This window comes from Fictibacillus barbaricus (assembly GCF_014635025.1).
Taxonomy (GTDB): Bacteria; Bacillota; Bacilli; order Bacillales; family Fictibacillaceae; genus Fictibacillus; species Fictibacillus barbaricus.
In genome coordinates this window covers 501,400-527,061 of the sequence record NZ_BMCE01000001.1, presented here as the reverse complement: position 1 = coordinate 527,061, position 25,662 = coordinate 501,400, and the positions used below count along the sequence as shown (strand labels likewise).

Annotated in this window: 21 protein-coding genes; 8 read left to right on the top strand and 13 right to left on the bottom strand. The window is 41.9% G+C overall.

Annotated elements, in window-relative coordinates; genetic code table 11:
- Positions 1-276: 276 nt before the first annotated feature.
- On the top strand, positions 277-1,077 hold the full coding sequence (locus IEV52_RS02500) for a nuclease-related domain-containing protein (RefSeq protein ID WP_188400949.1): 801 nt from the start codon (positions 277-279) through the stop codon (positions 1,075-1,077).
- A gap of 365 nt (positions 1,078-1,442) precedes the next feature.
- On the opposite strand, the gene IEV52_RS02495 is transcribed toward IEV52_RS02500, so the two are convergent.
- From IEV52_RS02495 to manA, 5 genes are all read right to left on the bottom strand, one after another.
- Positions 1,443-2,309, bottom strand: coding sequence for an ROK family protein (locus tag IEV52_RS02495; protein ID WP_188400948.1), 867 nt, complete (start codon positions 2,307-2,309; stop codon positions 1,443-1,445).
- Between the two features lie 63 nt (positions 2,310-2,372).
- Complete coding sequence (locus IEV52_RS02490) at positions 2,373-3,932, bottom strand: YndJ family protein (protein WP_188400947.1); 1,560 nt, start codon at positions 3,930-3,932, stop codon at positions 2,373-2,375.
- Entirely contained in the window at positions 3,901-4,512 is a 612-nt protein-coding gene (locus IEV52_RS02485; protein WP_188400946.1) for a DUF4166 domain-containing protein, read from the bottom strand. Before IEV52_RS02485 ends, IEV52_RS02490 begins: the two co-directional genes overlap by 32 nt.
- Before the next feature lie 6 nt (positions 4,513-4,518).
- A complete protein-coding gene (locus IEV52_RS02480) occupies positions 4,519-5,427 on the bottom strand; it encodes a DoxX-like family protein (protein WP_188400945.1) in 909 nt (302 codons plus the stop codon).
- A 130-nt stretch (positions 5,428-5,557) separates the two neighbouring features.
- A complete protein-coding gene (gene manA / locus IEV52_RS02475; RefSeq protein ID WP_188400944.1) occupies positions 5,558-6,517 on the bottom strand; it encodes a mannose-6-phosphate isomerase, class I in 960 nt (319 codons plus the stop codon).
- Between the two features lie 225 nt (positions 6,518-6,742).
- Here manA and pxpB point away from each other — a divergent pair, with 225 nt between their 5' ends.
- Genes pxpB through IEV52_RS02455 form a run of 4 tightly spaced genes read left to right on the top strand, consistent with a single transcriptional unit; the run spans position 6,743 to position 10,485 of the window.
- Positions 6,743-7,444 (top strand): 5-oxoprolinase subunit PxpB, encoded by a 702-nt coding sequence (pxpB, locus tag IEV52_RS02470; RefSeq protein WP_188400943.1) that lies wholly within the window; start codon positions 6,743-6,745, stop codon positions 7,442-7,444.
- Positions 7,441-8,445 carry a 5-oxoprolinase subunit C family protein gene (locus IEV52_RS02465; RefSeq protein WP_188400942.1) on the top strand — a complete coding sequence of 335 codons (1,005 nt, stop codon included), beginning with the start codon at positions 7,441-7,443 and terminating at the stop codon, positions 8,443-8,445. The genes pxpB and IEV52_RS02465 overlap by 4 nt, the downstream gene beginning before the upstream one ends.
- A 15-nt stretch (positions 8,446-8,460) precedes the next feature.
- Complete coding sequence (locus IEV52_RS02460) at positions 8,461-9,651, top strand: NRAMP family divalent metal transporter (protein WP_188400941.1); 1,191 nt, start codon at positions 8,461-8,463, stop codon at positions 9,649-9,651.
- 42 nt (positions 9,652-9,693) lie between these two features.
- A complete protein-coding gene (locus tag IEV52_RS02455) occupies positions 9,694-10,485 on the top strand; it encodes a putative hydro-lyase (RefSeq protein ID WP_188400940.1) in 792 nt (263 codons plus the stop codon).
- Positions 10,486-10,786: 301 nt separating this feature from the next.
- Here IEV52_RS02455 and IEV52_RS02450 read toward each other — a convergent pair whose 3' ends face one another.
- On the bottom strand, positions 10,787-11,590 hold the full coding sequence (locus IEV52_RS02450) for a YihY/virulence factor BrkB family protein (protein WP_188400939.1): 804 nt from the start codon (positions 11,588-11,590) through the stop codon (positions 10,787-10,789).
- A 265-nt stretch (positions 11,591-11,855) separates the two neighbouring features.
- Here IEV52_RS02450 and IEV52_RS02445 point away from each other — a divergent pair, with 265 nt between their 5' ends.
- Positions 11,856-13,271 carry a DHA2 family efflux MFS transporter permease subunit gene (locus tag IEV52_RS02445; protein WP_188400938.1) on the top strand — a complete coding sequence of 472 codons (1,416 nt, stop codon included), beginning with the start codon at positions 11,856-11,858 and terminating at the stop codon, positions 13,269-13,271.
- Positions 13,272-13,400: 129 nt separating this feature from the next.
- Here the strand turns inward: IEV52_RS02445 and IEV52_RS02440 are convergent, their stop codons facing one another.
- Positions 13,401-13,916 carry a DUF3189 family protein gene (locus tag IEV52_RS02440; protein ID WP_188400937.1) on the bottom strand — a complete coding sequence of 172 codons (516 nt, stop codon included), beginning with the start codon at positions 13,914-13,916 and terminating at the stop codon, positions 13,401-13,403.
- Positions 13,917-14,096: 180 nt separating this feature from the next.
- Here IEV52_RS02440 and IEV52_RS02435 point away from each other — a divergent pair, with 180 nt between their 5' ends.
- Complete coding sequence (locus tag IEV52_RS02435) at positions 14,097-15,653, top strand: ATP-binding protein (protein WP_188400936.1); 1,557 nt, start codon at positions 14,097-14,099, stop codon at positions 15,651-15,653.
- Positions 15,654-15,704: 51 nt separating this feature from the next.
- Here IEV52_RS02435 and IEV52_RS02430 read toward each other — a convergent pair whose 3' ends face one another.
- The 4 genes from IEV52_RS02430 to IEV52_RS02415 form a co-directional block, all read right to left on the bottom strand.
- Positions 15,705-17,078 (bottom strand): GntP family permease, encoded by a 1,374-nt coding sequence (locus IEV52_RS02430; protein ID WP_188400935.1) that lies wholly within the window; start codon positions 17,076-17,078, stop codon positions 15,705-15,707.
- Positions 17,079-17,168: 90 nt separating this feature from the next.
- Positions 17,169-18,191 (bottom strand): 4-hydroxythreonine-4-phosphate dehydrogenase PdxA, encoded by a 1,023-nt coding sequence (gene pdxA / locus IEV52_RS02425; protein ID WP_188400934.1) that lies wholly within the window; start codon positions 18,189-18,191, stop codon positions 17,169-17,171.
- A gap of 46 nt (positions 18,192-18,237) precedes the next feature.
- Positions 18,238-19,545, bottom strand: coding sequence for a four-carbon acid sugar kinase family protein (locus tag IEV52_RS02420; protein ID WP_188400933.1), 1,308 nt, complete (start codon positions 19,543-19,545; stop codon positions 18,238-18,240).
- Entirely contained in the window at positions 19,542-20,339 is a 798-nt protein-coding gene (locus IEV52_RS02415; protein WP_308464558.1) for a DeoR/GlpR family DNA-binding transcription regulator, read from the bottom strand. The genes IEV52_RS02420 and IEV52_RS02415 overlap by 4 nt, the downstream gene beginning before the upstream one ends.
- A gap of 225 nt (positions 20,340-20,564) precedes the next feature.
- On the opposite strand from IEV52_RS02415, the gene IEV52_RS02410 reads away from it, so the two are divergent.
- On the top strand, positions 20,565-21,695 hold the full coding sequence (locus tag IEV52_RS02410; RefSeq protein ID WP_188400932.1) for a SpoIIE family protein phosphatase: 1,131 nt from the start codon (positions 20,565-20,567) through the stop codon (positions 21,693-21,695).
- Positions 21,696-21,735: 40 nt separating this feature from the next.
- Here IEV52_RS02410 and IEV52_RS02405 read toward each other — a convergent pair whose 3' ends face one another.
- Both IEV52_RS02405 and IEV52_RS02400 read right to left on the bottom strand, forming a co-directional pair.
- A complete protein-coding gene (locus IEV52_RS02405; protein WP_188400931.1) occupies positions 21,736-22,590 on the bottom strand; it encodes a CheR family methyltransferase in 855 nt (284 codons plus the stop codon).
- A gap of 13 nt (positions 22,591-22,603) precedes the next feature.
- Complete coding sequence (locus IEV52_RS02400) at positions 22,604-25,354, bottom strand: CHASE3 domain-containing protein (protein WP_188400930.1); 2,751 nt, start codon at positions 25,352-25,354, stop codon at positions 22,604-22,606.
- Positions 25,355-25,662: the final 308 nt, after the last annotated feature.

Here is a 25,662-nt window from a genome sequence, read left to right as displayed (position 1 = left end):
GTTAATGTTGGAGGGTCTTTTTGGATTTTACGGTACGTGTTCTTATATTTGTTACGCGTTCGCCCAGGATTGAGGTGTTTTCGCCCAGCTGTGGTATACTTTTGCCCGTATTCGACAAAGTTTCGCCCACCCTTACGCTTACTTTCGCCCACTTTTCATTCATTTACGCCCAAACGCAATCAGCAAACCTCATAATTCCCTATCCTCCTACTAAAACAAGCAGGAAAACCTCAAAATTTGTAGAAAATATTGATAAACATATGAAGGAGTGATGCAATGATAGTAAAAGAAGCAACCGAATCTATTAAAATCAAGCAATTACGAATCATGTTGAAGCGTTCTTCACCTGATTTTCTTTTCAGAAAAGAAATGGAGAGTGAAATGGCGCGAAGTTTAGCAGGGTATCAGGGTGAGAAATCCATGGACTTCCATCTAGACCTACTCCCTAAAGATGATACATTTATCTTCCACGACCTGCGCATCCCCTACGGATCTAGCCACTTTCAAATCGACATCCTCATCTTAACAACTTTCTTTTTTCTCATTATTGAAGTGAAAAACATGTCTGGAAGATTACTATTCGATCAAGAATTTCACCAGTTAATCCGCATTTACAAAGGCATGGAAGAGACTTTTTCAGATCCTATATCTCAGCTCTATCGGCAAACCTTCCTTTTAAAAGAATGGTTGAAACAACTCCAGCTTCCCTCCATCCCCATAGAATCGCTCGTCATCATCAGTAATCCTCATACCCGCATTGATACAATCTCTGAAATAAACGATATTTCTAAGTTAGTGACACACAGTTCAAACTTGTTACCCAGATTCCATAAATATCAAAACACTTATAAAGAGGAGAAGATTTCTAAAAAAGAGATCAAAAAGTTAAGCAGGCATTTATTGAAACAGCATAGTACAAAAACACCAGATTTGTTTAAACAATTTTCTATGACTGAAAACGACCTACTAAAAGGTGTAGCTTGTCCAAAGTGCTTGGTGCTACCAATGGTTTGGCAAAAGCATGGTTCTGCCTGCAATGTGGACATGCTTGTAAAAATGCACATCTGGAAGCGTTAAAAGAGTACGCCACCCTCTTCAACCCCGTCATTACCAACCGCGAATGTTGTGATTTTCTTCAGATTCCATCACGATATGTAGCAAAACACCTGTTGAATACTAGTAATCTTCCAATCTCTAAACAAGGACTTCAAAACATTTATCACCTGAATGAATTGCGGTAATTATACTACGGTACGTGTTCTTATATCTATTACGCGTTCGCCCAGGGTTGAGGTGTATTCGTCCAGCTGAGGCATACTTTTGCCAGCATTCGACAAAGTTTCACCCACCCTACGCTTATTTTCGCCCACTCACATTCAGTTTCCACCCACAAACAAAAAAAGCTGACTCTTATCCGGAGTCAGCTCACCTTTTATATGAAATTAGCACCCTTTTGCCAGCGCCAACGCACCGCATAATCCAGCATTGTCACCTAAACCGGGTGGAACGATATAATGATCGATATTTTTCAATATATTTTCGTGCTGAATGTAGCCGTTCAACAGCTTAACCGTATGTTTCCGAACAAGCGGGAAAAGCTGTTCTTGCTTCATCACGCCACCACCGATAATGATCTTCTGGGGAGAAAGCACAAGAATGTAGTTCACCAGGGCTTGTGCGAGATAATAAGCCTCCAGCTCCCAAACGCCAGAATTGGCCGCAAGATCCACACCCTTCCTACCCCAACGAGCTTCAATTGCAGGGCCTGCTGCCATACCTTCTAGACAATCCCCATGAAATGGACAGCTTCCTTGATAAGCATCTTTTTCATGCCGGCGCACTAAGATGTGACCCATCTCTGGATGAAGCATCCCGTGAATCAGCTTGCCTTCAGCAACCGCTCCTACTCCAATACCTGTACCAACAGTCATGTACAGGCAGCTGTCTAGTCCTTTTGCCGCACCCCAAACTGATTCACCTAGAGCCGCTGCGTTCACATCCGTATCAAAGCCAATCGGAACATCAAAATGCTTCTTCAGTTCACCCAATAAATCAAATTGGTTCCAATACTTTTTAGGCGTACTTGTAATAAATCCATAAGTTGAACTCGAGACGTCAAGATCAACAGGGCCGAACGATCCAACACCTATTGCATCAACCTCTTTATTCTTAAAAAAATCAATAACTTGTCCCATCGTCTCATCGGGGGTTGTTGTTTGAATGGAGATTCTTTCAATGACTTCTCCGTGTTCGTTGCCTATCCCGCAAATAAATTTTGTGCCCCCTGCTTCGATCGCACCTAATCTCACTCAGTTCACTTCCTTTTCTAAATTAAATTGTCTTACATAACATTAAGAAGCAGATGAAGCTTTCTATTTCCGATCAATCTTGTAATCTATTCGCAAAAAAGTCACTCCAAAGATTCGCATGTTGTGAAGAGCTGTTAAAGATTCATCCCTTGCTGCTTTAATCGTAAAATACTCGGTTAAGGGCAGCTTAAAAAGATATTTTCCTGCTGCTAGATACACTCCCGGATCTCCTGTTCCCTCACTTGATAGAATAAGAGTCCCATCGCTTTCGTCCAGTTGCAGAATTCCGATCATCGTCGAGAAAGGAAGCGGGAGTGCAATATTCATATATGTTCTTCCTGCTGTTTCATGCTGAGAATAAATGGCTTTAAATACGTAATTCTTTCCTGTCTTTCGAATCCATACGCGTGGATTTTGCCTTCCATCGAGCAAAGGGTCTACTGCAAGGATTTCTCCGGTCATCTCAACAGACTTGGGTGAAAAGGGCAAGTTCAATTGCTGCATTCGGTTACTCAATAATTTATAGCACAAAGCAAATGGTTTAAACCACGCCGCCCATTTTACAGAAGCAACTAGTTGATATTGATTGGTATGCTCGTAAAAATGAACAATCGAAGGTGATAATCCTTTTATCTCCACATAACCACTGAGATCAACAACCAGACCAGGTACAGGTTCTCCCTCCCCTTTTAGTTTCCCTCGAATACGGCTCACAGGAAAACTCCATGCAGCGTGCTTTGATTCTGGTGGAGCCAGTACCCAGCCCATTACCCCTGCGAATCCAAAAAGAACACAGTTAAGAAAACCATGAAAAGTGAGCATAAAATCTATACTTACACCCCATTTTCCAAACGCACGGTTGGCTGCATAAAGCAGTGAAAAAAGGATTGAAACACCAAGCGCACTGTAGGAGAGACGAACACATACTGCTTGTGCCCTTGATGCAAAACGAGTTTGAAAAGATAATACGATCAACGTATAGATGGCAAAGATGTACAAGAGCACGGATATGACTTCTAACAACGGCCAAAATGTAATGCCTATGGCCACAAGCATCGGTCCTGATAGAATGATAGGAATACTAATATTATACATTTTAGATTGATGCAGACGTCCGAAAAAACCAAGTGAAATTGGAAGTAAAAAAGCCGAATAATGAAAGTGGATCGCCGTCAACCAAGTAATAAGCGGACTGAATCCTGTGTCAATTCCAGCGATAAAAGCAAAGAACCAAAGTCCTCCTATAAATAGATACACCATTCCAACATCTATTGAAATTTCTGGCCAGTTCGTGAAGCCGCGTTTGAAAAATCGCAAAGCTCCATAGAATGCTATAAAAAATGTGAAAATCAAATATATAAGTGCCAATCCGATCTGCATGGCGGCGGTCGAGGATAAAATATGTAATAAAAAGACTGAAGTCATTGCAAACCAAGTAAAAACGACATGCTTCCTATTTATTTGAATGATGAGCTGAAGCATTAGCGGTACAAAAATCAGCTGGGCGGCAGTCAGCATTAAATAAAAAGGTTCTTTTGTTGTAAATATGCTGGTTATAATAAAGAGAAAGATTCCTGCTGCAGTTATTGGATTAAGCAGACTGTTCTTTAAATTCGCCTTCATAGGTCATCAGCCTCCCCACAATCCGATTTCGGATATGAACACGAATTGTAAATACTTCTCGGGCTTCATCATATCCTTCCTCTACCTCAACTATTCCCCTTAAAACGTTTGGAATTGGAATCTCAAGCTTACCTATCACTAGACGTTGAGAGCCTGACCGAATAACAAGACGCCCTTCAGGGGTAACTGCAAAATGCAAATCAGAATAGAACAAACTAGGTTCTCCTAAATAGTCCTTTACTACTCTATTCTTAACATCAATCGACATGAACGCATTAAAATGCCTGGTCACTTTCTCAAAATAAAAAGTGCGTTCCCAATAAACTTCCTCTTCTCCTGAAGGCAAAGACCGACACGTATTTTTAATGGTAAACGGGACATTCCTTCCACTTTCAGGGAAAAGAAACTGCCAGCGTGCAGCAAGTTTCATGAACGGCTTCAGCCACCTTGCACCTGTCTGAATGTTTAACATCGTGCCTGCCGCATAGAATGGTTCACCTTTCGGAAGTCTATACCTTTTTTGCAGTTTAGGATGAAGTCTTCGGAAATCATCACCTAAGAGAGTTTGGTAGATTGTCACTATGAATCACTCTTTTCTTGAACGTTTGCAGCTTGTGGCTGTTGGCACATCCTTAGCTAAAACAAACCCTAGAACGGATAGTATCCAAAGACTGATATTAAAGGTCACAGGATTAAAGGGATGTGCTGAGATCGTAGGATCAGCAAGTAGAGCACTTAGCGTTAAGCCCGGAAAAACAATAATTTGCAAAGCATGGAGATGTCTTTTGCTGCGATATAGAAGCCAAACGAGTCCGAATAGGACCTCAAGTATCCCCACAATTCCCACAGCCTTTACAGCCGTATCTCCCTGTAAGGAACTGAGAGAGGATAACATAGCAACCTCTTCAGGGTGTTTCGCAATGAGCTTGGGTACAAGCCCTTGATAAAACCAAATAAAGAAGAAGAGAAAGGTAATCAGTGCATGGCTAAAAAAGCGGATGAACTGCGTTCTTGGCAGCTCCCCTTCTTCAATCCAGCGTTTCAGAACATCAAAACTAAGGGCAGTTGCCCATCCCATCAACGGGCGGAAAAAGAAATCTACTATTCTTCCAAGAATGCCATAACGAACATCGTAATCATATTGCGTAAGAAAAGTTGTTCCTTTTTCTGTCGGTATGTATCGCCAATATCCCTTTCCTTCTGATATCGGTGAGATCTTTTGAGGAGTGCCGAAGTGAAGAGAAGAGGTTTTAGAGCCATCCTCTTTATTATGCGTACCAATGCTTTTTCCCCAGCCAGCTACCTTTAGCCCAAGTCCGATCTTTGTTTCATATGAGAAAGATTGAGGTTCGTCCTCCGATTTTTTTGGCAAATATGTAATAGATGTAAAACGAAGATCCCATTGCTCATGAAGTTTAGGGTTTTGGGATTTTTCCCAAACATCATCTACACTGGACTTAATAGGTATTTCTACATAAATTGGTTTATTTTTCATAACAACACCCCTTATGTATAAATTACCATAGGTTCTCATATGAAATTTTTAGAAATTGTGAAGAATTAACACGAAATTATAGTGGAACAAAAAAACACCGATCAGATTCATGATCAGGTGTTTTTATACATTATATAGTCGGATGTGACACTATAAATCGTGCATTACCGTTCATAGCAAAGTTTTTAATCGTAGAAGGTAAGATAAAATGGTCGCCTTTTTTAAACGAAGACGACGTTTCCCCTTCCACCTTCAACTCTCCTTCACCATCCAGCACACTCACTAATAGATAAGCAGGGTTCTCTATTTTGGATACAGATCCTGCTAGATTCCAGTGGTAAACGGTAAAATAATTCTCTCTCACCAGCTTTTTCATTCTTAGATCCTCATTCCCTGACAAGACAGGCTCGAAGTCAGCATCTACATGTGGAATCATGGCAACTTCAATAGACTTTTCGATATGAAGCTCCCTTGGGTTCCCAGCATCATCACGGCGATCGTAATCATACACACGATACGTAACATCAGAGCTTTGCTGCGTCTCAAGGATCATCGTGCCCGCACCAATCGCATGTATCGTTCCGTTTGGCACATAAACGAAATCTCCTGGCTTGATCGATACTTTACGAAGAAGTTCATCCCAGCGGTTTTCGGCAACCATCTGTTCAAACTGAAGCTTGGAATTTGCATGATGGCCATAAACAAGTTCTGCCCCTGGCTCACAGTTGATCACGTACCAGCATTCCGTTTTCCCGAAAGCTTCTCCTTCTACTTCACGTGCATATGAATCATCAGGATGCACTTGCACTGACAGGTCTGTCTTGGCATCTAAAATTTTTACTAAAAGCGGAAAGTCTTCACCCTCTTGATCAGCGAACAATTCGCGATGCTTGTCCCACACTTGATCAAGCGTCTTCCCTTTTAAAGGACCATTTATGACTTCGCTCGGCCCATGAGAATGAGCGGAGATTCCCCAGCACTCACCGGTTGTTTCAGTCGGGATATCGTAGCCGAACTCTTCACGAAGCTTTGTTCCACCCCAGATTCGGTCTTTAAACACAGGTTTTAAAAAAATCGGCTCTTTATACACTTTTCAACAACTCCCTAGATGTGTATTCTCTCAACTATTTTAAACGTTTGTTTAAAGTTTAGCCACCCTGCGCTAATTTTGGAGACTAGAAATGATTACTATCGGGAATCTATGTATGTAGATTTGATTAGATTTGATTTTAAGGTGTTTTCCTTTATACTAGAACTTTATAAATGTACAAATATTCTGATTAATTTTACATAAAAAAAGGAGATTAGACAGACAATGAAATTTACACTTGAGCCTTTAGGCGACAACAGTATAATCATTGAACTCGGCGACGATATCAGCCGTGAGATCCAGCAAAAAGTCAAAAAAGTCTCCTCCTTCTTTGAAGAGTGTTCACTTGACTGGATTATTGAGACTGTACCGGGTTTCACGACAGTCGCTGTATTCTACGACCCTTTGAAAATCGAGACTACAACTCTTCCATACGAAACAGTATGCGAAGAATTGACAAGGCTTTTAGAAGGATTAAGCGTTGACCAAGATGGAGAACCACGTATTGTGGAGATTCCAGTTTGCTATGGCGGAGAGTTTGGACCAGATCTAGAGGAAGTTGCTGAACATAACGGAATTATCCCTGAAGAAGTGATCGATATCCACTCGAATGGTGAGTACATCGTGTATATGATCGGGTTTGCTCCAGGGTTTCCCTATATCGGCGGGATGAGTGAAAAAATAGCAGCTCCACGCCGAAAGAATCCACGCTTAAAGATACCTGCAGGGTCTGTTGGCATTGCAGGAAAACAGACGGGCGTGTATCCGATTGAAACACCAGGCGGCTGGCAGCTGATCGGCAGAACACCACGAAAGCTTTTTCTGCCTGATGGTGACACACCAAGCCTTTTACAAGCAGGAGATCAGATTAAATTTGTACCGATCTCACAGGAAGAGTTTTTAAAAATGAAGGAGGACGAGAAATGATTACGATTGCTAAGCCCGGCCTCCTAACGAGTGTTCAAGATCTGGGCCGTTACGGCTATCAGAAATTTGGTGTCATCACCAGTGGCGTTATGGACCCTGTAGCGCACCGGGTAGCAAATCTTTTGGTTGGCAACGATGAAAAGGAAGCCACGTTAGAGCTTACGCTTTTAGGACCGGACATGGAGTTTTCTGAAGATACATTGATCTCTATATGCGGCGGCAACCTGTCTCCTACTATTGACGGAAAGTCCGTTAAATTGTGGCGTTCTGTATGGGTGAAAGCAGGCAGCAGGCTGAGGTTCGGCGGCTGTAAAACCGGCTGCAGAGCTTATCTAGCGGTTGCTGGCGGATTTGAAGTGCCAGAGGTGATGAACAGCAAGTCGACTTACATACGGGCAGGAATCGGTGGTTTTAACGGAAAAGCGCTGCAGAATGAGGATGAGTTAGAGATCGGAACGCCAAGCGAACTTTCTGCTAATATCTCAAAAATCTTGGCTGATCAGATCGAGGATAAAAAGTTTGCTGAAATGCAGTGGACGATTTCATCTGAATTTACGGTTTCTTCTGCTTCCAAGCCTGACGTTCGTGTCATGAAAGGCAGACAATATGACTGGTTCACGACGGACAGCCAGATGAAGCTGTTTACAGAACCTTTTGAAGTAACCTCACAGTCTGACCGGATGGGGTACCGATTAAAAGGGCCTGAACTTTCGCTTGAAGAGGAGCAAGAAATGCTGTCGGAAGCCGTGAGTTTCGGAACCATTCAAGTACCATCTGAAGGAAACCCGATCGTTCTGCTTGCCGACCGTCAAACAACAGGCGGCTACCCGAAGATCGGGCAGATTGCGACAGTTGACCTTTCTATCATGGCTCAGCTTAAGCCTGGAGATACAGTACAATTTGTCGAGGTATCACACAAAGTCGCTCAACAGCTCTACTTAGACCGAGAAAAGAAAATTCATCAGCTGAAACAAGGAATCTCACTAAAAATACGCAAGTAATCGAGGAGGTAAATAATGAAGAAAGAATCAAAAGCAAGTATTCTATTGGGTGCTGCGTTTTTGATGGCTACATCAGCCATCGGACCTGGATTTTTAACACAAACGACGCATTTCACGTCCATTCTCGCAGCAAGCTTTGGTTTTATTATTTTAACTTCCATTATCATTGATATCGGTGCGCAGATGAACGTGTGGCGGATTATCGCGGTTTCTGAGAAAAGAGCGCAGGATATTGCAAACGACGTTCTGCCTGGATTAGGTTTCTTCCTGGCGATTTTGATCGTGATGGGCGGGCTTGCTTTTAACATCGGAAACGTTGCCGGAGCAGGTCTTGGATTAAACGTCTTGTTCGGTGTCTCGCCAAAAATGGGAGCTATCCTAAGCGGAGTTATCGCAATATTGGTTTTCGTTGTGCGTGAAGCAGGAAAAGCAATGGACCGTTTTACGCAGGTCGCCGGCTTCGTTATGATCGCGCTGACGGTTTATGTGATGTTCACAGCTCAGCCACCAGTTGGAGAAGCTGTTGTAAAAACATTTGTGCCGGATACGATTGATGTTCTTGCCATTGTAACGCTGGTTGGCGGAACAGTCGGTGGTTACATCACGTTCGCCGGTGCCCACCGTTTGCTTGATGCTGGTATCAAAGGAAAAGAAAGTATAAGTGAAGTAACAAGAAGTTCAGTTTCTGCGATCGGGATTGCATCAATCATGCGTATCTTCCTGTTCTTGGCTGCGCTTGGAATCGTCGCACAAGGGTTAACATTAGATCCAGAAAATCCGCCAGCATCTGTTTTTAAACTTGCTGCCGGGAACATCGGATACAAAATGTTCGGTGTTGTGATGTGGGCCGCTGCCATCACTTCTGTTGTCGGTGCAGCTTACACGTCAGTTTCGTTCATCCGTACGTTCAATTCTACCTTAGAAAAATATCATAAGTGGATCATTATTGGGTTTATTGCGGTCTCTACGCTTGTGTTCGCTTTGATTGGACAGCCTGTTAAAATCTTAATCTTGGTTGGTTCTTTAAATGGTCTTATTTTACCGATTTCATTAGGTGTAATGCTCATTGCCGCGTACAAACCAAATATTGTCGGGGATTATAAACATCCCGTTTGGATGACCATTTTTGGTGTGATTATTGTGATGATCATGGCGATCATGAGTGTTTATTCGTTATATACTGGGATTCCTAAATTATTCGCTTAAAAAATTCAGACTTAAGCAAAGCTATATAGGGGGTAAATGATGATGAACACACTAGATAGAATAAGTGCCGCCGATGCTCGTGATTTAATAAGACGAGGAGATTGGACGAAACCAACGAGCGGACTTGCGAACGGGTACACGCAGGGAAACTTAGTCGTCTTGCCTAAAGAGTTGGCTTTTGAGTTCCTATCGTTTTGCCAGCGGAATCCGAAGCCCTGCCCAGTACTTGATGTAACGGAGCCTGGTTCTGCGGTTCCTGCCCTTGTCGCGCCTGACGCCGATTTGCGTGTAGATATTCCGAAGTATCGTGTTTATCGCAGTGGCGAACTTGTCGAAGAAAGACAAGATATAACTGAGCTTTGGGATGAAAACATGGTCGGTTTTTTGCTCGGCTGCTCCTTTACGTTTGAGCATGCGTTAATGAATAACGGTATTCCCGTTCGTCATATCGAGCGTGAATGCAACGTTCCGATGTTTAAAACAAACATTGATTGTGTAAAGGCTGGACGTTTTGAAGGTCCGATGGTCGTGAGTATGCGTCCTATTCCAGAAAAAGACGTGGTTCGGGCTGTTCAGGTTACAAGCCGCTTCCCTTCTGTTCACGGTGCTCCTGTCCATATAGGAAACCCTGAGGCTATCGGAATCAATGATTTGTATCAACCTGATTTCGGTGACCCCGTCCAGATCTATGAAGGCGAAGTTCCTGTGTTTTGGGCATGCGGTGTAACGCCTCAAGCGGTCGCCATGCATGTGAAACCGGAAATTATGATCACCCATGCACCCGGTCACATGTTTATTACCGATGTGCGGGACGAAAAGTATGGTGTTTTATAAGAAAGCTAGTTTTTCAGCTTAAATAAAGAAAGAATCTACGTTTTGTAGATTCTATTTCATTTTTTTATATATTTTTCTGCCTGAAGATGATCAGTTGGGCGTTAACGGATTGTTTGAAAAAGACCAGATGTTGGGCGTGAATTTGTCTAATACGGATAAAAGTCAGCTTGAACTGGATGTAAACAAAGTAAAAGTGGGCGAACGCATAATAAATTAAAAAATGCGTACCGTATCCTACTCCTCCCCAATTCAAAAAGAGGCTGATCTTTTATCAAGATCAGCCCAATAACATTTATATATTCTATTTTTCAGGATAAACCACTGTATTCAATAGTCCACCGATAATAATCATCATGGCAGACAGGTAGAACCACAGCATTAGCACGACTAGCCCAGAAACCTGTCCATACAAAGCAGAGTAGTTGTTGCCGCCCACGTACGAAGCGAAGCCCATCGATACGAGCTGCCAGCCGATCGTAGCAAAAAAGGCACCCGGAAGCACCTTCCTAAAGCCTAACTTAATGCTAGGCGCAAATGAATACAGAACAATGAAGAAGACTAACAGAAACACTGTCCCTATTCCCCACTGCACGATAATCCATAACTTTTGAAACGCCACATTAGAGAAAATTCCTTCCAAGTACACACTCAGCACTTTTTCGAATAGAGGAACAATCACGGAAAACAGAACAGCGATCATAAATCCGATCGTTAACAGCAAACTTTCTGCAATTTGCTTCAGCATATTCTCTTCATTTCTCACTTCATACGCATCATTTAAAATGCGTTTCATGCATTGAAACCCCATGGAAGAAAGCCACAAAGTTATGATTAAACTAAAGGACAACAGGTTTCCCTCTTGCCTCATAACCGTATACGATAGTGTTTTCTCTATCAAAGCATATGTGCTGTCTGGGGCATAGGGCTGGATCAACTCTAAAATATTTTCTTCACGGAGCGGCAAGTAGGTCAGCAAAGAATAGATCACCAACAAAAACGGAAAGACGGACATCAAAAAGTAATACGCCATCTGTGCCGACAGGTCATATACCCTTAGCTTGAAGAAACGATCGCTTAATTGATTCAGGAGTTGAACGATATTCATGCTGCAGCACCTCATATCTAAGCCATTCCTTAAAAGTTGTAACTATAATACATACGTTAAAAGTTGTCCATTTAGATCATTGTTTTATAAAAAAACTTTAGTTACACATCGACCTTTCGTCATTCAACACAATGATCACATGGATTTTGATCAATATATTTAACCATAATAAATGTGTTTAGATAGAGGCAAATTAATGTGAATCAGCCAAGAATTCGTGTAAGCTGTACACATCATTATTTTGGAAGACGGGAATGAATGCTGGATGGAAACGACACAAAATTATAAACAGTCAACGATCGTTGCTCTGCTTTTGGCAGGAACGTTCATTGCAATTTTAAACCAAACGCTGATGATAACAGCGATTCCTCCGATTATGGAAGAGATGAATATTACAGCAAACAGTGCACAGTGGCTGACGACCGTTTTTATGCTCGTTAACGGGATCATGATACCCGTCAGCGCCTTTTTATTAGAACGGTTTACGACAAGACAGCTATTTATCTCGGCGATGAGTGTATTTGTTCTTGGAACACTGGTAGCTGGCCTTGCACCAAATTTCGAGATGCTGCTCATGGGAAGGGTCATTCAATCCAGTGGAGCCGGTGTCATGCTGCCTCTTATGCAAACGGTCTTCCTTATGATTTTTCCTGTGAACAAGCGAGGATCGGCGATGGGGCTAGTCGGACTTGTTATTTCATTTGCACCGGCAATCGGTCCGGCTTTGTCTGGATGGGTAACCTCTCACTATTCATGGAGAGTGCTGTTTTTCATTATCCTCCCGATTGCGATCATCGATATCATCGTGGCGTTCTTTGCACTTAAAAACGTAACAGAAACAGCAAAAACAAAGGTAGATGTTTTATCAATCATCCTTTCTTCATTTGGTTTTGGCGGTCTGCTCTACGGATTTACATGTGCAGGCAACCAGGGGTGGACGGCTGCAACCACCTTATTATGGCTCACGGTTGGTGTGATTTCCCTTCTCTTCTTCATTACGAGACAACTGCGTTTAACCCAGCCTATGCTTGAATTCCGTGTGTTCGCTAACTCTATTTTTCCGCTCACGGTCATTATTGGGATGATCACCTTTATGGGATTGATTGGAGCTGAAACGATCATTCCGCTATTCATGCAGAACATGAGAGATTTTACAGCTTTTGAAGCAGGGCTCGCACTTTTACCTGGTGCACTGATCACGGGTCTCTTATCACCGATAACAGGAAGGCTTTTTGATAAGTTTGGTGCGAGATGGCTCGCGTTTACAGGTTTAATGATTATCACAGGATCATCTTTTGCTTTTGCATCGTTAAGCCCTTCAACATCATTCACCTTCATTACGGTTATGTATGGAGTACGTATGTTAGGCCTGGCCATGGTCATGATGCCAGTTGCAACAGCGGGATTAAACCGGCTCCCTAAACGATTGATTCCTCACGGAGCAGCCATGGATAACACGATGAAAATGATTGCCGCATCGGTGGGTACAGCTATTTTAGTCACAGTCATGACAACGACAGCAGAAACAGCCGTACAAAACCCTGAAATCTCCTATCCTGACATGTATGGGGCGAATATGGCATTTATCGTCGTATCCGTACTATCGTTAATAGGACTCATCATTTCTTTCTTCATTAAAGAGAGAAAGAAGGAAGAAGAAACACCTAGTGAACAAAATTAAGAAAAGACAGCGGGATTCGCTGTCTTTTTTGTTAAATTATAGTAATTCATTCGAATAAGTAGTGAAAACCTTCTATTCATAAAAAGACACAGCAACCTTTTGCGATAAGTGTCTTTTTAAGGTTTAGTTCTACGAATATAGGAAATCCTTTTTGTTCTCCAAAACAACGACCGTCTGATCAGATTGTTTGGCAATTTCCTTTGTTTGTTCGACGAGATGAACAATTTGTGCGGACGCTTGTTTTGCTCCCTTCACTAAAAGGGGGACCCCGATAAAATCAATGCCTAACCTTCTGGAAAACAATCCACCGAACGTCATTGAAAGTGGGACTGTTGGAGAGGTATTAGAAAAAATGATCCTTTCACCTGTTCCTATCCCCTTCTCTAGTATTTCAAACAGATTTTTCAGCCCTGGTACAAAAAATTTAGAGTTACCCCGTCCTACCGTGTATACGGAATGCCCTTCATCATCCACTCCATGAAAGATTATTTTCCCCATATCAGACGCTTTTAATTTATTAAAATAAGCTGTGTTTAAAATCTGTTCTTTTGAAAGTTCAACGTTTCGAGGCAGCTTTTTCAGGTGGAATGCAGCGGCCAAAACAGTTGTATGTGTACCACCGTAATCATTATAGATATAGATCATCCTTATACAACTCCTAAGATTATTTCATCCCACATTATCTCCCTTTCATCTATATAAGATACTAGTGACTTTCAGGTGACAAATTTTTAACATTCCCCCAATCTCCATTAGAAGGGATATTTGTCGAAACGTCGAAAGATTTCTAGTATACAATCGGAATCTGCTCGAGGAGGCACTCGGATGGAAAGTTATAAAGATCTTGGCAGAAAAATAAGTATGAATAGTATACGGCTCGTAGACAGAATATCGCCTATCGAGAATTTAGAGGATACCTTTTTAGCCTACTTGAACAAAGTAGCCAGCTGGATGGAAACCCTTTTCTCTTACTTAGGGGAAGCTCTTTCTGATGATTCTCATGCCGTTGAGGGGAAGATCAAACGCTGGGCTGACGAGTTTGGACAACGTTCTTCTGATTGTGAAATCCCACTTGATTATGCACTTCATTTTATCTTTGGTTCACGAATGGCTATTTGCGAGTTTTTAGAGGAGGAGCTCTTTCATAATCCTATTTCAGCTGAGTTAATTGCTAGAGGAAGCAACAAAATTAACTTACTCATCGATCTTGCAGCTCGTTCCATTGTTACTCACTATACAAATTCTATGAATAATACGAAAAGAGCCCTTCAGCATTCGAACCGGAACCTGGACATATCATTAGCGGAATTAAACAATATTCGAACCGCACTCTATGAAGCTACAATCTTCTCCATAACGGATAAAGATAATTGTATCATCCAGGTCAATGACCAATTCTGCCGCTTAACAAAATACGATCGCAATGAATTAATCGGCCAAGATCATGGTAAAATTTTCGTCTCAGGCGTCCATTCTGAAGAATACCTTGAAAATATTAGACAAGAAATAAAAGCCGGCAGAGTTTGGAACGGCGAGATCTGTAATAGAGCGAAAGACGGTACTCTTTACTGGGTAGATACAACCATTATTCCGTTCTTAGATCCAGAGGGAGTAGCTTATCAGCATATCTCCATTCAATACGATGTAACGGAAAAAAAGAAAACAGAAGAAATTCTGCTAAAGTCAGAAAAAGTCTCCTTAATCGGTGACTTAGCAGCCGGCATCGCTCATGAGATCAGGAACCCGCTTACGTCCATCGGAGGACTCGTACAGCTTATTGATGAGTCAGAACCTGAGAAAAACGATTTTTATAAAGAAATTATCCTGACAGAGATCAACCGGATTAACTTTATCGTAAGTGAATTGATGGTCCTTGCAAAACCACATGCCGTTTATTTTAGCTGGTTCAACATCGAGGATAGCATTCAGAACGTTATTGATCTGATGCAGCCCGAAGCTAACCTTAGGAACGTAATGTTCACGTTTGATAATAAAGAGAACATTACAAAAATCTACGGGGAGAAGAATCAGCTTACACAAGTGATTATCAACATGATAAAAAACGCGATGGAGGCCTTGCCAACAGGTGGGACCATTCAATTGTCCGCCGTGCAAAATAACGGCAGAATTGTACTTTCTATAAGAGATAACGGAATCGGTATGTCAGACGAACAAAAGAAGAGACTCGGAGAACCCTTTTACACAACAAAGTTTAACGGTACAGGACTTGGTCTCATGGTTTGTTTTAAGATTATCCAAAACCATAAAGGCACAATTGAAATTGATAGTGAGTTAAATGCTGGAACAACGATTAAGATTACACTTCCAATACATACTGCTAATTCCACCGAACGAGTAAAAGTGGATAAAAACTTGATGTAATACATAAAAAGATGCTCAGTAGAAGTTCTGAGCATCTTTTTAAACATCTGTTTAAAAAAACATATTCGCAACTAGAAGAGAGATCAATCCTACGAACCAACAGATGGTCGTCGGAACGGACCAAACCATGATCTGTTCTTTTACTTCTCTGATGCCTAACATACGGTTAACGACCCAGAACAAGCTGTCGTTGAAGTAGGAGAAGATCATCGATCCCATCGCTGCAGCTTGTGCGGCTAAAGCCATGTTTACATCAAGCTGGGAAAGGATTGGCGCTGAGATGGATGCGGCAGTAATCATTGCCACAGTACCACTACCTTGGACCAAACGAACGATTGTTGCTACAAAGAACGGAATCAAAACCGCTGGCAATGGGAGGTCTGCAATACTTTTGGCAATATAATCTCCTGCCCCGCTCTCACGCAATACATTTCCGAGTGCTCCCCCTGCTCCTGTTACCAGAAGGATGATCCCCGCAGTTTGAATCCCCTCTTCCATTCGGTCAAGCGATTCAGAACGGCTTAAGTTCCCTGCAAGGAAGTAGATTGCTGCAACCAACCCAATGCTGACTGCGATAATCGGCTTACCTAAGAAGATCAAGATTCCATAAAAACCTGATGTTAATTCCAGTGCGGTTAACGTTGTATTTAAAAAGATTAATAGAATCGGCAGAACGATCGGCACGAGTGAGCGGCCAAGAGATGGCAGAGCCTCTTCTCTCGCACTTGCTAATTCAATAAACTCTTGATAAGCGGCTTGTTTGTTTGGTCTTGAAAACCCTAGTTCTGAATCATCAGGCACCTGATAGATTTTATTGCCTAGCCATTTTGCATAAAGAACACCTGCAATCATGATCGGTATACCAAATAGAAGACCCAGTCCGATCATCAGACCGATATCGACGCCAAAGATTCCTGCTACACCCAGCGGACCTGGAGTTGGCGGTACTAAGGAGTGCGTGATCACCAGTCCCACTGCTAAGGCAACACCAAGAGAGATAACTGATTTCCCTGTTTTCTTAGAAAGTGCTTTTACAAGCGGATTTAAAATAACAAACGCTGAATCTACAAAAATGGGGATGGACACAATGTAACCTGCAATTGCCATGGCCCATTCTTCTTTTTTCTTACCGACAAACTTGATCAATGAATAAGCTAATGTTTCTGCTGCTCCCGAAACCTCGAGAATCCTTCCGATCATTACACCAAGCCCGATAACGATACCTATGGATGCGAGCGTACTGCCGAATCCGGCTGAAATGGTGTCCGCTACTTTTCCTGGTTCCATTCCGCCTACTAAACCAGCGATGGAAGCCGCAATAATTAAAGCCAAAAATGCATGAATCTTTGTTTTCAGTACAAGAAAAATAAGTGCAATAACGCCAAGGACTAAACCTGCTACCATTTGTGCTCCTGATACTTCCATTCAAATAACCCCCTCATTGTAAGCGCTTTTATTTTATTGCCATAATAGTAAAGGGCTTTTACACCCTTTACATTATGAGATAAACATTCCTTACAGGCTGTGTGCTGTAAATTTTGGTGCATATTGAGCAGCGAGCTTGATACACTCTTCCATGCTTGTGCTTTCTGCGATGTTCTTTCCTGCGATATCAAATGCTGTTCCATGGTCTACAGATGTTCTTAAGAATGGCAAACCGTTCGTGATGGAAATCGTTCTATGGAAATCCGTCATTTTTGCAGCGATATGACCTTGGTCATGGTAAAGAGAAAGAACCGCATCGTATTTTCCGTTTAATGCCTGGAAGAATACGGAGTCCGCTGGAACAGGACCTACCACATCGATGCCGTCAGCAACAGCCATTTCAATACCCGGTTTGATCTGTTCTACTTCTTCCCAGCCAAACAGGCCGCCTTCTCCGCTATGGGGGTTCAGTCCAGCAACAGCCCATCTTCTGTTTTCAACACCTAGGCGTGCGAGTGCACGGTCACAGCGGATCAAGTAATCATGCACACGTTCTTTTGTCATCGCTGCGATCGCATCTTTTAATGATAAGTGGCGAGTTAAGAAGAAGATTCTCATGCCTCTGACTTCAAACATCGTTAACGGATCGTTTGAACCAGCGAGTGCTTCAAGCATTTCAGTATGTCCGATGTATGGAACGTTTGCGGCTTTTAAAGATTCTTTGTTGATCGGAGTTGTAGCAAGTGCTTTTACTTCACCAGCCGCTGCAAGTTCTACCGCTTTTTTGATATATTCAAAAGCTCCCTGTCCGCCTTGAGCAGAAACTTCACCATATTGAAGCTGTGTCATATTGATGTTGTTTAAGTTGATCACATCAACGGTTCCTAATTCATACGTTCCTTCTGCTGGTGAGTTTACCTCATTAATTTTTAAGTCTGCCCCAACGATCGTGATTGCTTTTTCAAGTACTGCCGTATCCCCGATCACCAACGGCTTACAAACATCATAGATTTCTTGTTTCGCTAGAGATTTCATTGTGATCTCCGGCCCGATACCTGCGGGATCCCCCATTGGAATAGCAATTATGGCTCTTTCATTTGTTGGCGTTGTCATGTTTTGTTCCTCCTTGTAATCTATCTATCTAAAAGTTTTATTGAACTTAATTTACTTGTTTCATTGACGTTTGGTTGGCTAATAAATGTTTAACAATCGTGTAGATTGCTTTTTTGTCGCCCACCATACCACCCTTAGTTGCTAGTGGAAGACCGTCAAAATATCCTCCGATGAACTGACCATATGCAACAAGGGGAAGCACCTCATTTTTAAGCTTAATTCCTTCCGCTCTTCCTACCGAGCAAAGAGAAGCTGTTACATCGCCTCCACTCGAGAAGCAGCCGCCTATCTCGTAAGTCGTAGACTGAATCACAATACGGGTGATCTTACCTAATCCGTCAGCAATCCGTTTTGCTAGTTGCTCTTGACTTACACCTTGTTCTTCTGCAAAACGTGTAAGGTCTAATCGCTTTGCTGAAGGTGAGTTTGTTGTGATGATTAAAATATCTTGCTGTTCAATTTGTTTCAGCGCTTCTTTTACCACGCGCTCGACTTCTATTTCCCAGCTGTCTGAAAGGCTCGCGAGCTTTTCAGCTTCCACGTAAACCGGGTTGGCATTGGTTTTGTCGATCAAGTAACTTAATTGTTGTGCGCTTAATGAGGTCACGCTGCCCACTGTGACGATAATCTTTTTACTTTGTGAATGCTGGCTCGTGTAAGCTTTTGAGTAATAAGCGGTCAGTGGACCAGGATCAACCGGTACGAGTCTATACTCCTCGACCAATGCCATCGCATGTGCAATGTCTTCGATCTCTTCATCCGTCACTGCGTCTAAAACGAGTATGCGATTTCCTTCTTGGATCTGCTGCTTCATGTCATTTAAAATCGTCTCTTTTCCTTGAAGAACTGTTTCAAGGCCAATGTGAGCGACAGGGTATTCACTTTGTTTTCGTATAATTGAAGGAACGTATGATTCAGTCAACGGAGTGACCGGGTCTTTTGCAACGTCAGTGGCTTGGACGGGCACTCCATTTACTAGGAGATATCCACCAGACGTGATGCGGCTTGAATCCGGAAACGATGCTACGACAACAGCTATCGAGTGTTCTCCGAGTACATTTAAAACGGTGTCGATCTCAATTCCGATGTTTCCTCTAACGGTACTGTCGATCCGCTTGCAGATCACGTCTGCACCCCACCGTTGAAGGTTCTCTAATGACTTTTTGATACGCATCTCTGCAACGTCTCTTCTCGCATACCTGCTGTCTGTGTCAATACAGACGGCATTGTAGCTTCCTGATGCAGGCGGCTGATCATAATAGACCATTGTTGCTGCTTCAAATCCTTGCTTCACAAGCTTGACTCCAGTTGCATTGGCTCCTGTTAAATCATCTGCGATAACGCCGACTTTCATTGTTGTTCACCGCCTTCAACTGTTACAACTTCCAGATATTCATTCAGCTTTTCTTCGATTTCTGTGGTTATGTTGCGATCCGTGATCACCCCGTAAAGCTGAGTAAGGTCACATACCTTTGTGAGTGACTTTTGATCAAACTTGCTTGAGTCCGCTACTAACCATGTTTTTTCAGACGCTTCTATCATCAGCTTTTTGATGGAAGCCTTTTCAAAAGTAGGTGCAGTAATACCAGCCTTAAAATCAATCGCATGAGCTCCCAGGAAGAAGAGATCGACATGAATGTTCTTTAGGATCTGTTCAGTCAGAGGACCAAATAATGTACCTACATTATTTTGCAGCTCACCGCCTGTAACGATTACTTTCACGTCTGTGTCGATCAGCTCTGCTGCGATTTTAATATCATTCGTAACAACCGTTATTGTTTTTTTGTCTTTAAGCAGCTTGGCGATCTCTAACGTTGTTGTTCCTGAATCTAAGAGGATTGTTGAATGATCTTGAATAAACTCGACTGCTTTATTCGCAATCTGTTTCTTTTGATTATTAAACTTCCCTTCTTTTGTGCGGAATGACGATTCAACAACTAAGGGTTTGTTTAAGATCGCACCACCATGTGTCCGGATAATTTTTTCGTTCTCCTCTAGATAAGCAAGATCACGTCGAATCGTCATCGCTGATACATTCAGCTGGTTTACCAGATCCTCGATATCTATTTTTCCATTTGCGTGTAACTGTTTAAGAATTTGATCTCTGCGTTCTTTAGGCATCATCTTCATCACCTTTGTTAATTTCAAACACTTTATACTCTATATATTGTTCTAAATGAACATAAATGTCAACAATGTTTATTCTTTTTGTTTAAAATAAACATAGTGTTGTTAGTCATTATTATAATTTAATTGTTTTTTTCCTAAATGCCCTAAAAATAGTAGGTTTTTAAATTTACTTGTATACTAGTTGTATAGGATTGAATTTTATTAATATACACAATAAAAGGTACATAAGGGGAAGAAGTTTGAATGTCAATTCTGATTGTTGATGACAATACAGTAAATTTATTTGTGATTGAAAAAATATTGAAAAACGCAGGCTATGAGAACTGTACGTCTTTATCATCCGCTCACCAGCTTTTTGATTATCTGGAGCGTAACAGAGGCCAGTTAAATCAAGAAGCAATCGACCTTATCCTTCTCGACATCATGATGCCAGAGATTGACGGAATCGAGGCGTGCCAACGCCTTCAGCAAGATGAAGGTTTCAAAGATATTCCCGTTATTTTCATTACCGCCCTTGAGGATTCTAGTAAACTAGCAGATGCGCTAGATGCAGGCGGGATGGATTATGTCACGAAGCCGATCAATAAAGTAGAACTCCTTGCAAGAATTCGAGTTGCTCTTCGGCTAAAATACGAAAAAGACTGGCATGCAGAGCAGGAGCAAAAGATTCAAAACGAACTTGATCTCGCGATGCAGGTTCAAAAGGGGCTGTTAAATCCGCCCCTTAAAGAAGACAACATCACCATAAATGTATCTCACTTGCCTTCTTTTAAACTTGCAGGAGATATGTACTATTGGCATAAGTTTGATGATCATCGCTATGGCATCATTCTTCTCGACATGATGGGGCACGGCATCTCCTCTTCCCTCGTCTGCATGTTCATCTCATCAGTTATGAGGGATACGATTAAAGAACTGAAAGATCCTGAGCTTGTCATCAAAGAGTTAAACCGCTATATGGCACTTCTTCACAACCCAAAGAACGATTACAACTACTATTTCACAGGTATCTATCTTTTGATTGATACAGAGAAAAAGACGATTGAATATGTGAACGCAGGACACCCTGAAGGGTATGTGCTTGTCGATAATTCACTATGTTCCATTGAACGTTGTTGTTATGCAGTCGGTTTCTTTGACCATATCGAGGTGAAGAAGTCGGTCATTCACTATCAAGATAATATTCAAGTGTTGTTGTTTACCGATGGAGTTTTAGAAGCTGGTGATGACGAAGAGCTGATGCTCAACAAGCTGAAGTTTGTCGCGTCCGAAAAGTGGAGCAACATATGCTCACCGATCCACCTGGTGATTCCAGAAGAGCAGCAGACCGAACAAAGCGATGATATGTGCATCATGATGATTCAGGCGAATTAAAAAAGCAGGAAGAAGAGGTTATGTCCCCTTCATCCTGCTTTTATTTTTTTCGATAGATTTTAACCAGTTCAGCAAATTCCTCATACTGATCCGCACATTCTGCAAATTTGATGGATTCTTTATCTCCTAGCCCAAGGAATCCTTTCGTACTTAAGCTTTCATAGAACAGTTCATACACTTGATTTTGCAGAGCAGTTGTAAAGTAAATAAGTACATTCCGGCATAAAATCACATGAAATTCATTAAAGGATTGATCAGTTACGAGATTATGCTGAGCAAAGCTGATCTGTTTTAATAGTGAGGGCTTTAAATAAGCGAAATGGCCGTCAGTCGTGTAATACTCAGAAAAAGCCCGTGTACCGCCTGAAGACATATAATTCTTCGTATATGTCCTCATTTTACTTAACGGCAAGATTCCAGAACGAGCCTTATTCAATACAGTTTCGTTCATGTCGGTCGCATAGAGCTTCGCCTTATGAATGAGCCCTTCTTCTTCCATAAGGATCGCCATGGAATATACTTCTTCGCCTGTTGCACATCCAGCATGCCAGATGCGAATCTCGGGTAACTCCTTCAACTCCGGAATCACTTTTTCCCGAAACACTTTAAAGAACTCTGGATTACGAAACATCTCGGTTACATTTATAGAAAAATCATTAAGCAGTTTGTTCATAAACATAGGGTCATGCAATACTTTCTCAAGAACCCCTGTAATCGTTTGGATCTGCTCGATCTGCATGCGGTTTTGAACACGCCTCTGGATGGAAGACCGCATATACTGGCGAAAATCAAAACCAGATACCCGGTACAAACCTTCTAATAAAAGTTCCATCTCAATTGTTTCTGTAATGTTCGTTTCCTGACTGTCATCATTGTTCCAAATCAAATCTTTCATTTTAATGCAATCCTCACTTCGTCATCCAAACATGCATTACAGAAAACAGCTGCTCAAGTTTAAGCGGTTTGCTGATATAATCCGACGCTCCCGCTTCAAGGCATTTTTCTCGGTCGTTCTTCATCGCTTTTGCCGTTAAAGCGATGATTGGCAGATCCGTAAACTCATTCAATCCGCGAATGCGCTGCATGGTCTCGTATCCATCCATCTCAGGCATCATAATATCCATCAGAATGAGATCAATGTTCTTGTTCGTCTCTAAAACATCCAGACATTCCATACCGTTGTTGGCATTTAGAACGTTCATTCCTTTTTGTTCAAGAGCTGTTTTGAGCGCAAAAATATTTCGGTTATCGTCATCTGTAATAAGGACTGTTTTGCCATAGAATACCTTCTCTTGATCAACCATGATCGGTTGTTCCGTTTCAGGTACAGCAGGTGCTATTTTTGCTGTTGCTGGCGCATCTTCAATAACTTTAGCAGATTGCTCGAGTGCTGTTGCCACCTCGGCAGAAGCACCAGCAAACGTTTGAACAGAAACACTTTCATCAGAGATGCTCGGAATTAAGAGCTTAAACGTACTTCCTTTTCCTTCTTCACTCTGAAGCTGCAGCCTGCCACCCAACAGCTTAGCAAACTCGCTGCTGATCGATAAGCCTAGACCAGTACCGCCATATTTACGGATTGTAGCACCGTCTCCTTGTTGGAATGCTTGGAAGATCAGTTCATGTTTTTCTTTTGGAATGCCAATTCCCGTATCTTTGATAGACACTTCTAACCAATAATCGATACCAGCGTACGTGACATCGGCTGGTACTTTATTAAGGCGAACCGAAACGGAACCTTTCTCCGTAAACTTAAACGCGTTAGACAACAGATTTTTAATGATCTGCTGAAAGCGTTTTTCGTCTGTTTGCAGAATAGTCGGCACATCTGGCGCAATATTAATCGTAAAGTTAAGACCTTTTTGATCCGCGATATGCGTAAAGTTACGTTCTAAGCTGGATGGGAACTCACTTAAATTCACTTCACTCAGCATGATTTCAAGTTTCCCTGCTTCCACTTTGGAAAAATCCAAAATGTCATTGATCAGATTTAATAGATCTTGGCCGGATGAGTGTATCACTCTCGCAAACTCTAATTCTTCTTCTGATAAAGATTTGCTGCTGTTTTCAGCGAGCATCTCAGATAAGATGAGAATGCTGTTCAGCGGAGTTCTAAGCTCATGTGACATGTTGGCGAGGAACTCTGATTTGTACTTAGAGCCTGTTTCAAGCTGTTTCGCCTTCTCTTCCAACTCTTTTTTCGCGATCTCAAGCGCTTTTGATTTTTCCTCTGCGTCTTGTGAGCGAGATTCTAGCTGTTCATTGATCATCTGCAGTTCTTCAGATTGCATCTGCAACTCTTCAGACTGTGTTTGAAGCTCTTCAGATTGGGCCTGAAGTTCTTCAGTCATCGCTTGAGATTCCGATAACAATCTTGCAATCTCAATACGGTCGATCACTCGGTTGATCGTGAGGCCGAATGTTTCAAGTACCTTTTCGATAAATGCGAGATGCTGTGACGTATATTCTGCAAGACTTGCAAGCTCGATCACCGCAATGATTTCCTCTTCATGCACGATCGGTGCGATTAAGATGCTTCTAGGTTTCGTTTCACCAAGACCAGAAGAAATAAGAGTATAATCTCCCTCAATCTTGTTGATGACTTGTACACGTTTTTCCAGTGCACATTGCCCGATCAGACCTTGTCCAAGTGCAAAGCTGTCTCGTCCAACGTCTCCTGCTGTATCAGCAAAAGCTCCTTTTTTCACAAAACGAACGTTCTTTTCTTTGCCTTCTTTAATATAAAAAGCCCCATAGGAGGATTCTGTAATCTGTGCGGTTGCTGAAAGGAAGATCTCCGCTAGATTTTCAAGAGATGATATGCCCTGGTTCTTGCTGACTACTTCCGTGACACTTCTTTGCAGCCAATCACGTTCTTCAAATGAATCTAGGAGTTCGTTCGTTGCGAACCCAAGATCTCTAATCTCATCGTTCGATTTCACATGGATACGGCTGCTTAAGTTTCCACCGGTTGTCATGGCACGAATCGTCTCAACAACGGCTTTGATTGTCTTAATGATCGAACCTGAAATAATCCAAGCAAGTGCGATAGATGCGAGGATAACAAAAGCAAGCAAACTAAAAAGACCGATCTCAAGGTATTGATTCTGATTGTTCAGGTTATCCGCACGCTGCTGTACGAGCTCTTTTTCATTGTTTCGAAATGAGTCAAACTGCTGGAGTGTTTGCTCAATTTCTGTTTTACCTGGATCTTTTTGAAAGAAGTCTCGGATGCCAGCTGTATCATTCTGCTGCTTCAGTTTAATAGACGGCTCGCCTGCAACTTCAATCCATTCTTTGATATTTTCGTTGATCGCCGTAATTTCTTTTAGTTGATCCGGATAATCAGAAAGAAGCTTGGATAAAGCATTGAAGTCTTTGCCCCATTGCTCGCGCGCCTCGTTATACGGCTGAAGATAGTTTTCATCTCCTGTCACGATATACCCGCGTTGCCCCGATTCCATTTTCAAGAGATCTTTTTCAATGTTACTGGTAAGATCTCTGACAGCAAAATCATGCTGGATGATAAAGTTTCTTTCTTTCTGCATATTGTCTAGCTGTTTGGTTACTGCAAGAATTGCTGCAATCAAGCAGACAATGATGACAATATAGCCAGTTATAATTTTCTGGCGGATCCCGAATCTAAAATTATTCATCATTATGTAATCCTGCCTTTAGAATAAATATTTTATCTAATTATACTGGTTTATGCCGGATATAGGTAGTTTGAAGACGTGTGGAATGTGCTGGGAAAAGAGTGTTTGTTGGTTTCACGGTAAGTGTTCTTTTATTTGTTACGCGTTCGCGCAGGATTTTCACTTTTCGAGCAGTTGGAGCCCGTTTTTGCGCAGACTTTGTGTAGTTTCACGCACATGTTCAGTATACTTAGAAGCCGTTAACTCCAAATTTATCAAATCAGGTTACTAAATTAATATATTATGAAATTATTTCTTAGTATCTATATTCC

Bases quoted from the DNA above. Each gene is read 5' to 3' on its own strand.
- IEV52_RS02500 (WP_188400949.1), top strand. From the start codon at position 277: ATGATAGTAAAAGAAGCAACCGAATCTATTAAAATCAAGCAATTACGA.
- IEV52_RS02490 (WP_188400947.1), bottom strand. From the start codon at position 3,932: ATGAAGGCGAATTTAAAGAACAGTCTGCTTAATCCAATAACTGCAGCA.
- IEV52_RS02480 (WP_188400945.1), bottom strand. From the start codon at position 5,427: ATGAAAAATAAACCAATTTATGTAGAAATACCTATTAAGTCCAGTGTA.
- pxpB (WP_188400943.1), top strand. From the start codon at position 6,743: ATGAAATTTACACTTGAGCCTTTAGGCGACAACAGTATAATCATTGAA.
- IEV52_RS02465 (WP_188400942.1), top strand. From the start codon at position 7,441: ATGATTACGATTGCTAAGCCCGGCCTCCTAACGAGTGTTCAAGATCTG.
- IEV52_RS02460 (WP_188400941.1), top strand. From the start codon at position 8,461: ATGAAGAAAGAATCAAAAGCAAGTATTCTATTGGGTGCTGCGTTTTTG.
- IEV52_RS02455 (WP_188400940.1), top strand. From the start codon at position 9,694: ATGAACACACTAGATAGAATAAGTGCCGCCGATGCTCGTGATTTAATA.
- IEV52_RS02450 (WP_188400939.1), bottom strand. From the start codon at position 11,590: ATGAATATCGTTCAACTCCTGAATCAATTAAGCGATCGTTTCTTCAAG.
- IEV52_RS02445 (WP_188400938.1), top strand. From the start codon at position 11,856: ATGGAAACGACACAAAATTATAAACAGTCAACGATCGTTGCTCTGCTT.
- IEV52_RS02440 (WP_188400937.1), bottom strand. From the start codon at position 13,916: ATGATCTATATCTATAATGATTACGGTGGTACACATACAACTGTTTTG.
- IEV52_RS02435 (WP_188400936.1), top strand. From the start codon at position 14,097: ATGGAAAGTTATAAAGATCTTGGCAGAAAAATAAGTATGAATAGTATA.
- IEV52_RS02430 (WP_188400935.1), bottom strand. From the start codon at position 17,078: ATGGAAGTATCAGGAGCACAAATGGTAGCAGGTTTAGTCCTTGGCGTT.
- pdxA (WP_188400934.1), bottom strand. From the start codon at position 18,191: ATGACAACGCCAACAAATGAAAGAGCCATAATTGCTATTCCAATGGGG.
- IEV52_RS02420 (WP_188400933.1), bottom strand. From the start codon at position 19,545: ATGAAAGTCGGCGTTATCGCAGATGATTTAACAGGAGCCAATGCAACT.
- IEV52_RS02410 (WP_188400932.1), top strand. From the start codon at position 20,565: ATGTCAATTCTGATTGTTGATGACAATACAGTAAATTTATTTGTGATT.
- IEV52_RS02405 (WP_188400931.1), bottom strand. From the start codon at position 22,590: ATGAAAGATTTGATTTGGAACAATGATGACAGTCAGGAAACGAACATT.
- IEV52_RS02400 (WP_188400930.1), bottom strand. From the start codon at position 25,354: ATGATGAATAATTTTAGATTCGGGATCCGCCAGAAAATTATAACTGGC.